We start from the raw sequence: 14,016 nt of genomic DNA, 5'->3' as shown, positions 1-14,016 counted from the left end.
TGAGCAGGGATTACTTGGCAGAGACGGGGTAACCGGCGCCTTTCCAGGCGAAGATGCCGCCCGGCACCCGATAGACCTGCTGATAGCCCTGAGTCACCGCCCAGGCGGCGGCGTTGTGGCTGCGACCGCACTTGACGAAGCCGCAGTAGATCACCACTGGGCGGGACTTGTCTTCACCCAGCAGCGCCTGGAACTGCTCCGCCGTGCCGCTCCCCTCGACGATCTCGCTCCAGTTGTCACCGGCCTTGGCCTCCTTCACGAAGACAAAGTTCTTGGCGCCCGGGATGTGCTCTTTCTTGTAGGAGTCCTCATAGGGCATGGTGTCGATGATCACCAGCTCCTCGCCCTTGTCCATCCGGGTTTTCAGCTCGGCCACGGTCAGCAGCTGATAGCCCCCTTGCTGTGTCTCTTGCGCCAGTTGTACCGCCGACTGCTCCAGCTTCACCTCTTGCTCGAACTGGTTGTCGCCACAGCCACCGAGGGCAAAACTGGCGGCGATCAGCGAGGCCAGCAGGGTGCGGGATCGCAATGTCATCATGTCACTACTCCTTAGGAACGGGAAAAACGGGGCGGGAAGTTCGCAGCAGGGCGCCCGCAAGCGTCAGTAGCAGCAGATCCCGCACAATGGCTTCTGGCAGCGAGCTGAGATCAGCCCTGCCAAGACAGCCGCAAGAGATGTCGAGCCCGATGGCAACGCCATAGCCCAACACCGGAATAAACAGGGCGAGCAGCCCGATCACCAGCCACAATCCCCAGCGCCGGTTGGCGATGACCGCTAGTCCGGCGCAGAGTTCAAGGGCTATCAACCCCCAGGCCACCGGCGGGATCAGTGACGGCCAGATCAGCCCGAAGGCCGCGATCTGTTCGACAAACAGGGCGGGGGATACCAGCTTGAACCCGGCCGAGGCGACGAAAAATCCCCCCAGCGCCAGATTGGCCAGCATGCGCAGCAACGCAGGCATGTTCTACCTCTTTATAGAGAGGGATGAATTCTAACAGTTCCCGATTGAGCCGCAATGGCTAACCCCGAACCGAACAAGATAAATCTCGATTTTGCGGGGAAAGGGTCGGTACTGGGTATGAACGCCGCAGTCCCGACCCTTATTGCAATCAGGCGAACTGGGGTAGCCACTGACGTTGGGCAGCGTACATCTCGTCGAACATCTGCTGGATTTGCTCCAGGGTACAGACGGTGGCGGTGACCGGATCGAGGGCCAGCGCGTAGCGGGCGGCATCGAGATCGCCGGTCAGGGCCGCCTGCACAATCAGCTCCTGCACCGCAGTGTTGCTCTTGCACAGGCTGGCGCACTGGGTCGGCAGCCGCCCCATCGCCTGCGGTTGCAGCCCCTTCTCATCGACCCAGATCGGCACCTCTACCACGCAGTCGGCGGGCAGGTTCTCCACCAGCAGTCCCTCGGGCTGGCAGTTGGCCAGATTACCGTTGATGCGGGTGCGCTCGCCGCTCACCATGGCGTGGATCAGCTTGGGCCCGTTGAGCATGTTGGGGGCGATGACGAAGGGTTTTTCCCCCGCCAGCTGGGCGGCGATCTCCGCCTTGCCGGCAGCGTGGACCTGCTCTTCCAGGGCCAACAGATTCCAGCGTTGGGGCAGGAAGTGGTTGATCATCGCCTCGTTCTTGCGGAAATAGGGCAGGTAATCGCTGCAGTGCCAGTGGTTCTCGGTACACCAGAGGCCAAAGAACTTCAGCACTTCGCAGCGCACGCCGTCCGCCTCGCGGGTTTTCGGATCATTCACCAGCGCCCGGATCTTCGGCTGCATATCTTCGCCATGGATGGCAAAGCGGGTGATCCAGGTCATGTGGTTGATCCCGGCGAACTCGTACTCCACCTCGGCGGGCACATCGTGATACATCAGGCGCTGCCAGCGTTCCGGGGTGGAGGGGTGATCTACCCAGGGGCCGACCCCCAGATAACCGGCCAGTTGGGCGACGGTGTAGCGCACTCCATAGCAGAGGCCGATGGACTGGATGCCGCTTGCCTCCTTGGCTGCCCAGGTGAGGGGGGCCAGCGGGTTGGCGTAGTTGATGAAGAGGGCGTTCGGGCAGAGCTCCTCCATATCCCGCAGGATCGCCAGCATGGGCGGAATGTGGCGCAGGGCGCGGAAGATGCCGCCCGGTCCCATGGTGTCGCCCACTTCCTGGATCACCCCGTATTTGGCCGGGATCGCCATGTCCAGCTTCCAGGGGGCGAGGCCGCCCACCTGAATGGCGCTGATGACGAAGTCCGCATGGCGAATCGCATCGCGCTGGCTGGTGGTCTGGCTCACCTGCATCGGCAGGCCGGATTGCGCCACCATCATGGTGATGAGACGGTGGCTCTGGGCCAGCACCTCGGGATTGAGATCCATCAACACCAGCTCGGTGCCCGCCATGGCGGGGTAGGAGAGCAGGGCCGAGACGATCTGGCGGGTAAACATGACGCTGCCTGCGCCAATGATGGTGATTTTGCTCATGTCAGAACCTTATTTTAAAAAACGGGAACGCCAGCGTCCCTGTTGAAGTTGCAGCATGCTGCCGTGGATCATCAGGGCGGCGAGGATCATCACCCCGTAGACCAGTCGGGTCCAGAAGCCGTCGAGACCGGCGCTGATGATGCCCGCCTCCAGCATGCCGATGATGCAGGCGCCAAACAGGCTGCCCAGCAGAGTGCCTCTGCCCCCCAGTACCGAGGTGCCGCCAATGAACACAGAGGCAAACACCAGCAGCATGTAACCCTGCCCCTGATTGGGCCACCAGCTGCTCATCTCGACGCTGATCAGCACCCCGACCAGCGCTGCGAGCAGCCCCATCAGCATGAAGAGGCCGAGCCGCATCCGGTTGACCGGCACCCCCATCAGGCGTGCAGCCTCCGGGTTGTCTCCGATGAAGTTGATATTGTCACCCAGCTCGTGATGAGCCAGCAGCAGCCAGAGCAGCAGCGCTGCCAGCAGGCTCCAGAGGGCCTGGGCGGGCAGCCACTCCCACACTCTGCCAGTCAGCAGGGTATGGAGCAGGGTGTCGCGGATCTCGGGCAGGCTGAGGGCCAGCCCGTCGGCCAGCACAGTAGTGAGACCGCCGATAAAGAACTGGGTACCGATGGTGGCGATGATGGAGGGGATCTGGAACTGCACGATCAGCAGGGCGTTGAGCAGCCCGCACAGCAGCCCGCCCGCCATCGCCCCCAGCAGTGCCAGCAGCGGCGAGCCGGTGTGCTGGAACAGCCAGGCGAAGATAAATCCCCCCAGCGCGATGACCGCAGGAAAGCTCATGTCGATCTCGCGGGCGATGATCAACAGGGTCATGCCCAGCGCCAGCAGGATGGTCAGCGGAATGGTCGAGAGCAGGGAGGTGTAGATCCGGCCATGGAAAAAGGTGACCGGACTGATGCTGGCAAACAACCCCCACAGCAGCAGCAGGATCAGCCCGGTCAGTAAAGGCGCCCGATGGGCGAGCAGGAAGTGTCTCATTGGCTACCCCTTCTGACGGCATCGAGCAGCGCCTGTTGCAGGGCCGGGAGGGTCATGTCGGCCTTGTGGTACTGGGCGACGATGGCACCCCTGTCCATGACCACGAAGCGGTCGGCGACCCGGTAGGCATCGGCCATGTTGTGGGTGATCAGCAGGCAGGCGCGGCCCTGGGCCCGCAACTGTTCGATAAAGCTGAGCACCTTCTCTACCTCACCGAGGGATAGGGCGGTGGTCGGCTCATCGAGGATCACCAGCCGGGCATCAAACAGCATGGCGCGGCCGATGGCCAGCCCCTGTCGTTCGCCGCCAGAGAGCAGGCTGACCGGCGCATCGACGTTGGCACCGATGCCGCGAAAATGGAGCACCCGCAGCAGCTCGGCGGCCCGGCATCGCTCTTCTTGCCGGTCGATAAAGCCCCAGCGATTGCGCAGATGGCGCCCCAGAAAGAGGTTGCGCCAGACGCTCTGCTGCTCGCCAAGGGCGCCGCTCTGATAGACGGTCTCGATGCCGAGTCGACGGGCGGTGGGCACATCGTAGCGATCGCCAGCCACCGTCTGCCCGGCAACGGTCAGGGTTCCGCTGCCGAACGGTTCGGCACCGGCAATGACCCGGATCAGGGTCGACTTGCCCGCGCCATTGTCGCCAAGCAGGGCCACCACTTCACCCGCCCGCTGCTGGAAATGGATATCCCGCAGGGCCTGCACCGGGCCGAACCATTTGTTCAGCCCGTGCAGCTCGAGGGCCAGTGGCGCCATTTAGCGCAGACCTTTGGCCGCCAGCGGGGCGATGAGCGCGATGTTGTCTTTGGTGACAAAACCGGCCCCGGTGTTGATGTCCAGCCCGGCAAAGCCGTAACGCTCGCTCAGCACCAGCTGGACCACCGAGAGGTAACCCATCAGGTAGGGTTGGCAATCGGCTACCAGTTGCACATAACCGGACTGGATCCCGTCTGCGGTGGCGGGGGAGAGGCTGAAACCGGCGACAAACAGCTCACCGGGTTTGACGGCGGCGTTGCGCAGGAAGTTGCCCATCTGGGCGGTCAGGGCACCGTGATCCACCAGCACCATCTTCACGTCGGGGTGAGTGGCCAGATAGGAGGTGACGACCGGGGCACCCAGGGACGGGTCTTTGTCCACTTCTTGCGAGATCTGGATGAAGTCGACCTTCATGCCCGCCTCTTCCAGGGTCTTGATCAGGCCACGGGTAGAGTCGCTGCGCTGGGCGATATCCTTGATGCCCCACACCATGGCGCGGTCACCCTTCTTCAGGCCGCTGCGGCGCAGGGCCTCTTTGGCCAGATTGATGCCGCGGGTGGCGTTGTTGTCGCCCACGTAGCCAAAGCCGTTGCTCAATTCATTGGCCATGGTGCCGGAGAGCTCGGTGTCCACCGAGGTCACCTTGATCCCCTTGGTGATGGCGTCGGCAATCAGCGGCTGGTAGGCGCTGTCACCGGGGTGGCCCATCACCACGATGCCGGTGGGCTTGGCGGCCACTGCCTGCTTGAAGTTCTCGATCATTTTCTGGGGTTGCCAGTCGGAGTAGACCAGTCGCAGATCTACCCCCAGATCTTCAGCCGCCTGTTTGGCGCCATTCTGCACCACGGTGACGTAGGATTCGCCGACCGGGCCGCCGAGATCAAACCAGATGGTCATATCCTTGCCGGAGGGGGCTGCGCCCACCTGGGAGGCGAGCAGGCAGCCGGACATCAGCAGGCCGGTCAGCCAGCGTTTGGCCGTGTGAGTATTGCCAGTGTGCGTGTTGTGCATTGTGTTTCTCCTTGTTGTAAATGCGGGCGCGGTGGATCGCCTGCGGTGAGGCACAGGCCATTCAACGCGCCGGGTAAATGTGGTTGCTGCCACGATCGGGTGTCGGGCGGTCAAATGGGGTGGTTCCTGCAGGCTCACACGGCTGGATAGCGGGCCAGCTCCTGATAGTCGCCGTCCGCTTCGCAGCGAAAGACGGCGGCGGTTTCGCCGTGCTGGCACCACTGCTGCCACTCCTCAGGCGGGCAGTGGAGGCGAATGGCGAGGCCGCAGCCAGCGCTGAGCTGGCGCGGTACGTCGCAGACCCGAAACGACTGGCCGTACTGCTCCAGCCGCTTGCGCAGCCTGATCGTGCCGAGGGTGGAGTGGAACAGGTAGAGAAACTCCTCGTTCATGACTTGCCTCCCGTGCTGGCGCGGGCACCGAATAGGGCGGCCCCCAGCGCACCGGCAAACTGGGCATCCGGATGGGTGGCGACTTCGCAGCCCAACCCTTCGGCCAGATAGTGGCGGAAGGTGGCGCAGTGGCTGACGCCGCCAGTAAAGAGCACCGTCGGTCTGGCGCCGAGGCGGCCGATGAAGTTGGCACTGCGCCGGGCCATGGATCGGACGATGCCCGCGAGGATCGACTCGGCCGGAATCCCCGCCGAGCGCAGGCTGATCGCCTCCGACTCGGCAAACACGGTACACATGCTGCTGATGTCGTGGGGCTCTGCTCCCTCCAGCAGCTCGTCGAGCTGCTCGACTCGCGCCCCCAGGGTGCGGGTGATCACCTCGAGAAAGCGGCCGGTACCGGCGGCGCACTTGTCGTTCATCAGAAAGTCGGTGAGGTTGCCGTCGCCATCGAGCTGGATCACCTTGCTATCCTGGCCGCCGATGTCGATGACGGTGTGTACCGATGGGCAGAGCAGGCGAGCGCCCAGCCCGTGGCAGGAGATCTCGGTGACCCGGCGATCGGCGAACGACGCCAGATCCCGGCCATAGCCGGTCAGGGTGAGATGGGGGCGTTCTGGCAAATCGGCCGAGAGTTCAGCCCAGCCTTGCTCGATGGCAGCCAACGGACGAAAGGGGGTCGGCACCAGAAAACGGCGGACGATGCGTCCGCCATCCCGGCTGTCGAACAGGATCCCTTTGGTCGCGGTGGAGCCCGAGTCAATCCCGATGGAGAGTGACACGGCGCCTCCTTACAGCATTTCGATAAAGGCGGCCAGCCGGGTTGCCAGTTGTCCCTTGTCGGCGCTGGAGTAGTCGGTCTCGACCGCCATGTAGGGGATGCCGTGGCGTTCGCGCACGTGGCGCTTGATGGCCAGTGACTCCACCGCATAGGTGTGGCAAGCCTGCAGGATCACGTCGATCACTCCGTCCGCCTGATACTCCTCCACCATCTGGCTCAGCAGCGTCATGCGCTGGTGGTTGGGGGAGATGCAGGAGCAGCCGATGGCCAGATACTTGTCGGTCAGGGCGTCGTAGGGGTCACCCTGTTCGCTGACGCACTGTTCGGTCGCCTTGGCACCGGTGCAGTTCTCGTATCCCACCACCCAGCCGCCGTGCTCCTCGATGAGGCGCACTACCTTGTCGGCCGCACCGCCGATGGGGCAGCCGGTGATGAGGATGCGCGGACGGGCGTCGAGCCGCTTGCCCTCGGCATACTCGGCCTTGATGCGGCGGGTCATCTCTTGCAACTCGCTGATGAGCTGCTCCTTGTCGAAGCGGAAGGTGGCGCCATAGACCACCTTGAGCAGGTCGGTGCCGCTCAGTGCCGGGGGATTGAGCTGGCCCAGCCGGTAGAAGTCGGCCAACGCGCGGCGTTCGCGGTTTTTCAGCACGATGGCATCTCGCAGCGCCTGCTCGCTGATGGGCTGGCCGAACTGCTGCTCCAGCAGCGCCTTGAAGCGGACGATCTCGCTGCGCCACAGGGTGCGGGAGGCCTCGTCATCAGCGCGGTTGGGCAACTGCATCACGTGCACCGGTTTGAACTCGGCCATGTACTCGTACATCTTCTTCTTGCCGTCGCAGGTGGTCTCACCCACCACCAGATCGGAGAAGTAGAAGTAGGGGCACTTGTCGGTCTTGCCGAACCCATAGCTGCTTTTGATCAGCGGGCAGAGGTTGCGGGGCAGATCTTTCTCGGCCTCCTCGATGGTCTCGTCGCTGGTGGAGCAGAGCGATACCACCACGGCGCCAGCGGCCATCGCCACCTCCTGCGGCATGAAGGTGCAGTAGGTTCCGACCAGGGGGATCTGTCGCTCCTTGAGTGCCATCACAGCCAGAAAGCCCTGACGACGGGCATCTGAAAAACTCTCGAAAATGGCTGGCAACTCGGTGATCAGTGACATAAGCGATCCTGTCCTGCTGGGAAATGAGAGAGAGGAAGAGGCCGTCCATCACGGCTCTTCCAACCGCGGGAATTATACCTTTGGGGGTAATCCGAAAATTGCGGTGGATCACAAGGTGCCGGATAAAGCCTTAATAACAGGGAGGTTATCTGATGTGTGATGAAGAGAGGGGGATGAGAATAAACAACGGGCACCGCGAGGTGCCCGTTACATGTCGTCAGTGACGCAGCCCGGTGCCCCGAGAGATGAGCCACCAGGCGATACCGTAGAGGGCCACGATAAAGCCGATGATGATGAGGTAGGCGGTGCCGAGCGGCACGTCGGAGATACCGAGGAAGCCGTAGCGGAACGCGTTCACCATGTAAATGATGGGGTTCACCTGGGAGACACCCTGCCAGAACGGCGGCAGCAGGCTGATGGAGTAGAACACCCCGCCCAGATAGGTGAGCGGTGTCAGCACGAAGGTGGGGATGATGCTGATGTCGTCGAACGTCTTGGCAAACACCGCGTTGATCAGCCCGCCCAGCGAGAAGAGGATCGAGGTGAGCAGCACGGTGAAGCAGACGCTGAACAGATGGTGGATCTGCAGCGGTACGAAGAACAGCGACACCAGGGTGACGATGAGGCCGACACAGAGGCCGCGTGCCACGCCACCGCCCACATAACCGGCGATGATGACGTAGTTGGGCACCGGTGCCACCAGCATCTCCTCGATATTGCGCTGGAACTTGGCGCTGAAGAAGGAGGAGGCGACGTTGGAGTAGGAGTTGGTGATCACCGACATCATGATGAGGCCGGGCACGATGAACTCCATGTAGCTGAAGCCGCCCATGTCACCGATGCGCGAACCGATCAGGTTGCCGAAGATGACGAAGTAGAGGCTCATGGTGATGGCCGGTGGCACCAGGGTCTGGATCCAGATCCGGGTAAAGCGGCTCACTTCCTTGGCCAGAATGCTCTTGAAGGCGATGTAATAGGTGGCCAGATTCATGCTTTTCTCCCCTCTTCGACCAGATTGACGAACAGCTCTTCCAGTCGGTTGGCCTTGTTGCGCATGCTCACGACCTGCACCTGCTGATTCGACAGCTGCTCGAACAGGCTGTTGAGTGACTGGCTCTTGTCGAGATCCACCTCGAGGGTGCGCTCATCCGGCATGCGGCCGTTGAACTCTGGTACCTCGGGTACGGCAGAACCTGGCGCAAGGTCGAGCAGGAAGGTCTCGCGACCCAGCTTGCCCAGCAGGTTTTTCATGCTGGTGTTCTCGATCAGGCGACCCTTGTCGATGATGCCGATGTTGCGGCAGAGCATCTCCGCCTCTTCCAGATAGTGGGTGGTGAGGATGATGGTGACGCCCTGCTCGTTGAGCTCCTTGAGGAAGGTCCACATGGAGCGGCGGATCTCGATATCGACCCCGGCGGTCGGTTCATCGAGGATCAGCAGTTTGGGCTCGTGCATCAGGGCGCGGGCGATCATCAGGCGACGCTTCATGCCGCCGGAGAGGGTGCGGGCAGGCATGTCGCGCTTCTCCCACAGGTCGAGCTGGCGCAGGTACTTCTCGGCGCGGATCTTCGCTTCCGCCTTGGGCACGCCGTAGAAACCTGCCTGATGGGTGACAATCTGGATCACCTTCTCGAACTGGCTGAAGTTGAACTCCTGCGGCACCAGCCCGAGCTGGGCCTTGGCCTGTTCCAGATCGCTGTCGATGTCGTAGCCAAATACCTTCACCTTGCCGGCGCTCTTGTTCACCAGCGAGCTGATGACGCCGATGGTGGTGGATTTGCCCGCGCCGTTCGGGCCGAGCAGGGCGAAGAAGTCCCCCTGCCTGACGGTCAGATCGATGCCTTTAAGGGCTTCGACGCCCCCCTGATAGGTCTTTTTCAGGCCGCTGATTTCCAGTGCGTTCATTGCAACCTCTGTGATGGTTGAATCCGGCTCGATACAGAAAAGGCGGCCAAGGCCGCCTGCACAGAGTAAAGGGCGCAAGGCCACTTCACCCGTGATATTCCTGAACCTGGCTTACTCCTGGGGTACCACTTTGCCGATAAACGGCAGGTTGCGGTACTTCTGGGCGTAGTCGATGCCACAGCCGACCACGAATTCGTCCGGGATGGCAAAGCCAATCCAGTCGACCGGCACCTGCACTTCGCGGCGGGAGGGTTTGTCCAGCAGGGTGCAGATGGCCAGGGATTTCGGCTCGCGCAGGGAGAGGATCTCGCGCACCTTGTTGAGGGTGTAACCGGTGTCGATGATGTCTTCCACGATCACCACATCCTTGCCCTTGATGTCATCGTCCAGGTCTTTGAGGATGCGGACGTCACGGGTGCTGTGCATGCCGGAGCCGTAGCTGGAGGCGGTCATGAAGTCCAGGGTGATGGGCAGCTGGCACTGGCGGCAGAGGTCGGCCAGGAAGATGCAGGAACCGCGCAGCAGCGCAATCATCACGACTTCGTCAGAACCCTGATAGCGGGCGGTGATCTCTTCACCCAATTTGGCGATCCGGGCGGCTACTTCAGCCTCGGAGATCATCACCTCGACGGTGTGTTTCATCACTTACTCCCATAAGGCCAAAGGGGATTTGGCCGTTCATGAATATCAAAACCGATGATTCTACCACTCATGTCGAAGGGTGCTAGAGATACGTGGTGCTTTTATCGGCTTATTTTAATTGATAGAGTTAGCAGGCACTCAGGCATGATTAGTTAAAATACTATAAACACCATAATCAATAACTATTAGATGATAAAAACTATGGAACCACGCGCAGAAATAAGACGTCGTACCCGGTTGTCGCCGGAAGCTCGTCGCTCCCAATTGATGGAATGTGCCATCGAGGTGTTCTCCCGTCGCGGCATTGGCCGTGCAGGTCACGCCGAGATAGCCGAACAGGCCAAGGTCTCTGTGGCTACCGTCTTCAACTATTTCAACACCCGCGAGGAGTTGGTTGATGAGGTGCTGGCCGAGATCGAACGCTTTGTGAACCAGATGCTGTCGCAGGCATATGGTGACCAGGGCTCCATTTTCGACAAGATCCAGCGTCATGTCCGCCTCTCTGTCGATGCCGCCTACGATCAACCGGATTATGCCGGTATCTGGCTGGAGTGGAGTTCATCGGTTCGGGAAGAGGTATGGCCCCGCTATACCCGGCTGCTCGATCAGTGCCTTGAGCTGATCGCCAGCGAGCTGCAAACCGCCATGGATGCAGGGGAGATCACCAGCGTGCTGTCGGCACAGGATCTGGCCCGCTCTTTGACCGGTTTTGGCTATGTGATGATGCAGATGATCAATCAACCCCAGCGCCCGGCGCGCGAAGAGGTGACTGATTTCCTGTTCAAGTACGTGACGGCACCTATTCAGGCTTGCTGATACGGCTTAACGAAAAAGGCGCCCCTCATCGAGGGGGCGCCTTTTTTTATGGCCGGATGTGGCAGTTACTTCACTGGTGGCCATAGCCCCAGCGGCGGGTCAGCTCATGCTCGACACCGAGATGATCGAGGATGCGGGCGACCATAAAGTCCACCAGATCCTCGATGCTTTTCGGCTCATGATAGAAACCGGGAGCGGCAGGCATGATGGTCACCCCGAGCCGCGCCAGTTTCAACATGTTCTCCAGATGGATCGCCGAGAAAGGGGTTTCGCGGGGCACCAGGATCAGCTGGCCGCGCTCCTTGATCACCACATCCGCCGCCCGCTCCAGCAGGTTGTCCGAGGTGCCGTTGGCAATGGCCGAGACGGTGCCCATGGAGCAGGGGCAGACCACCATCTGTTTCGGTGCTGCCGAGCCGGAAGCCACCGGCGAGAACCACTCCTCCTTGCCGCAAGCAACTATCTGACCCTCTTTGGCGCCATATTGGCGGCAGAGATAGGCAGAGAGCTCTTTCGGCGAGCCGGGCCACTCCTGCTGCTGCTCGGTCTTGAGCACCACTCTGGCCGCCGAGGAGGCGAGCAGGTAGGCCCGATAGTCTGCCTGCACGAGACACTGGAGCAGGCGTAGGGCGTAGGGGGCGCCGGAGGCACCGGTCAGCGCCAGGGTGATCGCTTTGTTCATAGTTCGCCGTGGTAATCCTTGAGGCGGGCGATCAGCTTGTCATGAATGCCGCCGAAGCCGCCGTTGCTCATGATCAGAATATGGTCGCCATCGCGGCTCTCGGCCACCAGCCGGTTGATCAGGGTCTCCAGATCGTTGAACACCTTGGCCGGTCTGGTCATATGGGCTGTCACCTCGCCGAGATCCCAGCCGATGTTGGGCGGCTGGAAGAAGAACACCTCGTCAGCGCCATCGAAGCAGCCAGCCAACTCCTCCTTGTGAACCCCCAGCTTCATGGTGTTGGAGCGAGGCTCCAGCACCGCCAGAATACGTGAGCCGCCTACCTTGGCGCGCAGACCGCCGAGGGTGGTCTCGATGGCGGTGGGGTGGTGGGCAAAGTCGTCATAGACGCTGATGCCAGCCACCTCGCCCTTGAGCTCCATCCGCCGCTTGGGGGATTTGAACTGGCAGAGGGCTGCGATGCCGTGCTCCACCATGACACCAGCATGGCGGGCGGCCGCGATGGCCATCAGACCGTTGTTGACGTTGTGCTCGCCGATGCACTCCCAGTGCACCTCGCCCTGCTTCTGCCCATCCAGCCACACCTCGAAGGCAGAGCCGTCATCGGCCAGTTTCACCGCTTTCCACTTGGCGTCGTCCTGACCCACCAGCTCCACTTCGCTCCAGCAGCCCATCTTGCGCACGGCCGTGAGGTTGTGATCGGCTTGCGGGAACAGCACCCGGCCGTTGCTCGGTACGGTGCGCATCAGGTGGTGGAACTGGCGCTGGATGGCGGCGAGATCCGGGAAGATGTCCGCGTGGTCGAACTCCAGATTGTTCATCACCAGGGTGCGCGGGTGGTAGTGGACGAACTTGGAACGCTTGTCGAAGAAGGCGCAGTCATACTCGTCCGCCTCGATGACGAAGAAGGGGGCAGAGCCGAGACGTGCCGAGACCGGGAAGTTGCCCGGTACGCCGCCGATCAGGAAACCGGGCTCCAGCTTGGCGTACTCCAGCACCCAGGCCAGCATGCTGGCGGTGGTGGTCTTGCCGTGGGTGCCGGCTACGGCCAGCACCCAGCGATCCTGCAGCACGTGCTCCAGCAGCCACTGGGGGCCGGAGATGTAGGGCAGATTGCGGTCCAGCACATATTCAACACAGGGGTTGCCGCGGCTCATGGCGTTGCCGATCACCACCAGATCCGGCGCCGGATCGAGTTGGGAGGGGTCATAGCCTTCGGTCAGTTCGATGCCCTGTTGCTCGAGCTGGGTGCTCATGGGGGGATAGACGTTGGCGTCTGAGCCGGTCACCCGGTAACCAAGCTGTTTTGCCAACACCGCCAGACCACCCATAAAGGTGCCGCAGATCCCGAGAATGTGAATATGCATACCGCTTCCTTTCGCAGTAAAGGGAAGTGCGCATTCTAGGGGGTGTTGCGGTGGTGGCACAAGCCGCACTCATGGTGAGAGGCCCACAGATGCTGCCCCGGAAGCAGAAATCTTGTCACTGTTCGGGCGTGCGAGGCTGGAATGGGTGGGTCGGTTTTATTTGAGGCTTGATTTCGTGTCGCACTTTCTTACAATTCTTCGGTTTTGTGACGCACTCTACAGTTTTATCATATCGCCCTTTTCCAACGGAGAGTCCCCATGGGCAAGTTCCTGCTTTGCTATCTGGTCGGTGGTCTGGTGGCCATCAGTTGGGCTGCGCTGCCCGCTCATGGTCCCTGGGATCAGTGGGACCTCGCGATTTTTCATACCGTTAACGGCTGGCTCGGGCAGTCGCCGTTGTGGCCCGATCTGGTGGCCATCACCAATAACCGGCTGTTCGATCTGGCGGTACTCGCCTGTATGGGACTGATCCTGGCCCGCTGTTTCTTCGCCCGGGATCTGGCGGGTCGTCGCCAGCTGGTGGCGATGGGCATTGTGATGCTGTTCAGTGCGCTGGCGATCAATCAGCTTGGTCATCAACTGCCGGTGGAGCGCCCCAGCCCGACTCTGATGGTGAGCGACGCCTTGCGAGTCACCCATCTCAGTGCGATCCCGACCAAGGACTCTTCCGGCGATAGCTTCCCGGGGGATCACGCCCTGTTCCTGATGATCTTCGCCGGTTACGCCTTGCGTTATCTGCCGCGCTGGGCCGGTGTCAGTGCGCTGCTGATGGTGCCGATCTTTTCCGCGCCGCGCATTCTGGCGGGGGCCCACTGGTTTACCGACGTCTATGTCGGCGCACTGGGGCTGGCGACCCTCTGCCTGCCCTGGTTACTGCTCACCCCGCTGGCGGATCGGCTGATCGCGCGAATCGTTCCCTATCTCGCGCCATTGCCGTTGCTGCGCAGCCAGACCCACTGCCAGACCCACTGATTGAGCGTCGCAAAATAAAACGCCCCGACATGAAAATGTCGGGGCGTTTTGTTATCAACCCGCTAGATC

Annotated in this window: 16 protein-coding genes; 2 read left to right on the top strand and 14 right to left on the bottom strand. The window is 61.6% G+C overall.

Going from position 1 to position 14,016, the window contains the following annotated elements; translation table 11 throughout:
• Positions 1-10: 10 nt before the first annotated feature.
• From OKC40_RS09295 to hpt, 12 genes are all read right to left on the bottom strand, one after another.
• Positions 11-538, bottom strand: coding sequence for a rhodanese-like domain-containing protein (locus tag OKC40_RS09295; protein ID WP_182938211.1), 528 nt, complete (start codon positions 536-538; stop codon positions 11-13).
• 4 nt (positions 539-542) lie between these two features.
• Positions 543-962 carry a MauE/DoxX family redox-associated membrane protein gene (locus OKC40_RS09290; RefSeq protein ID WP_182938210.1) on the bottom strand — a complete coding sequence of 140 codons (420 nt, stop codon included), beginning with the start codon at positions 960-962 and terminating at the stop codon, positions 543-545.
• Positions 963-1,110: 148 nt separating this feature from the next.
• Entirely contained in the window at positions 1,111-2,472 is a 1,362-nt protein-coding gene (gene melA / locus OKC40_RS09285; protein WP_182938209.1) for an alpha-galactosidase, read from the bottom strand.
• Positions 2,473-2,481: 9 nt separating this feature from the next.
• A complete protein-coding gene (locus tag OKC40_RS09280; RefSeq protein ID WP_182938208.1) occupies positions 2,482-3,465 on the bottom strand; it encodes an ABC transporter permease in 984 nt (327 codons plus the stop codon).
• Positions 3,462-4,220, bottom strand: a complete 759-nt coding sequence (locus OKC40_RS09275; protein WP_182938207.1) for an ATP-binding cassette domain-containing protein — start codon at positions 4,218-4,220, stop codon at positions 3,462-3,464. The genes OKC40_RS09280 and OKC40_RS09275 overlap by 4 nt, the downstream gene beginning before the upstream one ends.
• Positions 4,221-5,231, bottom strand: coding sequence for a sugar ABC transporter substrate-binding protein (locus OKC40_RS09270; protein ID WP_058052511.1), 1,011 nt, complete (start codon positions 5,229-5,231; stop codon positions 4,221-4,223).
• 134 nt (positions 5,232-5,365) lie between these two features.
• On the bottom strand, positions 5,366-5,623 hold the full coding sequence (locus OKC40_RS09265) for a DUF3343 domain-containing protein (protein ID WP_182938206.1): 258 nt from the start codon (positions 5,621-5,623) through the stop codon (positions 5,366-5,368).
• Positions 5,620-6,402, bottom strand: coding sequence for an acyl-CoA dehydratase activase (locus tag OKC40_RS09260; RefSeq protein WP_182938205.1), 783 nt, complete (start codon positions 6,400-6,402; stop codon positions 5,620-5,622). The genes OKC40_RS09265 and OKC40_RS09260 overlap by 4 nt, the downstream gene beginning before the upstream one ends.
• A 9-nt stretch (positions 6,403-6,411) precedes the next feature.
• Positions 6,412-7,563: a double-cubane-cluster-containing anaerobic reductase gene (locus OKC40_RS09255; protein WP_182938204.1), complete on the bottom strand. Its 1,152-nt coding sequence runs from the start codon at positions 7,561-7,563 to the stop codon at positions 6,412-6,414.
• Positions 7,564-7,780: 217 nt separating this feature from the next.
• Positions 7,781-8,554, bottom strand: a complete 774-nt coding sequence (locus OKC40_RS09250; protein WP_042656642.1) for an ABC transporter permease — start codon at positions 8,552-8,554, stop codon at positions 7,781-7,783.
• Positions 8,551-9,468, bottom strand: coding sequence for an ABC transporter ATP-binding protein (locus OKC40_RS09245; protein ID WP_042063102.1), 918 nt, complete (start codon positions 9,466-9,468; stop codon positions 8,551-8,553). Before OKC40_RS09245 ends, OKC40_RS09250 begins: the two co-directional genes overlap by 4 nt.
• Positions 9,469-9,579: 111 nt before the next feature.
• A complete protein-coding gene (gene hpt / locus OKC40_RS09240; protein WP_005335618.1) occupies positions 9,580-10,110 on the bottom strand; it encodes a hypoxanthine phosphoribosyltransferase in 531 nt (176 codons plus the stop codon).
• 201 nt (positions 10,111-10,311) lie between these two features.
• Between hpt and OKC40_RS09235 the strand changes: the two genes are divergently transcribed.
• Positions 10,312-10,926, top strand: coding sequence for a TetR/AcrR family transcriptional regulator (locus OKC40_RS09235; RefSeq protein ID WP_042656644.1), 615 nt, complete (start codon positions 10,312-10,314; stop codon positions 10,924-10,926).
• 70 nt (positions 10,927-10,996) lie between these two features.
• On the opposite strand, the gene OKC40_RS09230 is transcribed toward OKC40_RS09235, so the two are convergent.
• Together OKC40_RS09230 and mpl are read right to left on the bottom strand one after the other, a co-directional pair.
• Positions 10,997-11,608 carry a flavin prenyltransferase UbiX gene (locus tag OKC40_RS09230; protein WP_182938203.1) on the bottom strand — a complete coding sequence of 204 codons (612 nt, stop codon included), beginning with the start codon at positions 11,606-11,608 and terminating at the stop codon, positions 10,997-10,999.
• Positions 11,605-12,975: a UDP-N-acetylmuramate:L-alanyl-gamma-D-glutamyl-meso-diaminopimelate ligase gene (gene mpl, locus OKC40_RS09225; protein ID WP_182938202.1), complete on the bottom strand. Its 1,371-nt coding sequence runs from the start codon at positions 12,973-12,975 to the stop codon at positions 11,605-11,607. Before mpl ends, OKC40_RS09230 begins: the two co-directional genes overlap by 4 nt.
• Before the next feature lie 258 nt (positions 12,976-13,233).
• Between mpl and OKC40_RS09220 the strand changes: the two genes are divergently transcribed.
• A complete protein-coding gene (locus OKC40_RS09220) occupies positions 13,234-13,947 on the top strand; it encodes a phosphatase PAP2 family protein (protein WP_182938201.1) in 714 nt (237 codons plus the stop codon).
• The last annotated feature ends 69 nt before the right edge of the window (positions 13,948-14,016 follow it).

The sequence above is a fragment of the Aeromonas sp. QDB11 genome, assembly GCF_027705265.1.
GTDB lineage: Bacteria > Pseudomonadota > Gammaproteobacteria > Enterobacterales > Aeromonadaceae > Aeromonas > Aeromonas allosaccharophila.
Note: the sequence above shows the minus strand (reverse complement) of the source record. Positions and strands in the feature narration are given on the sequence as shown.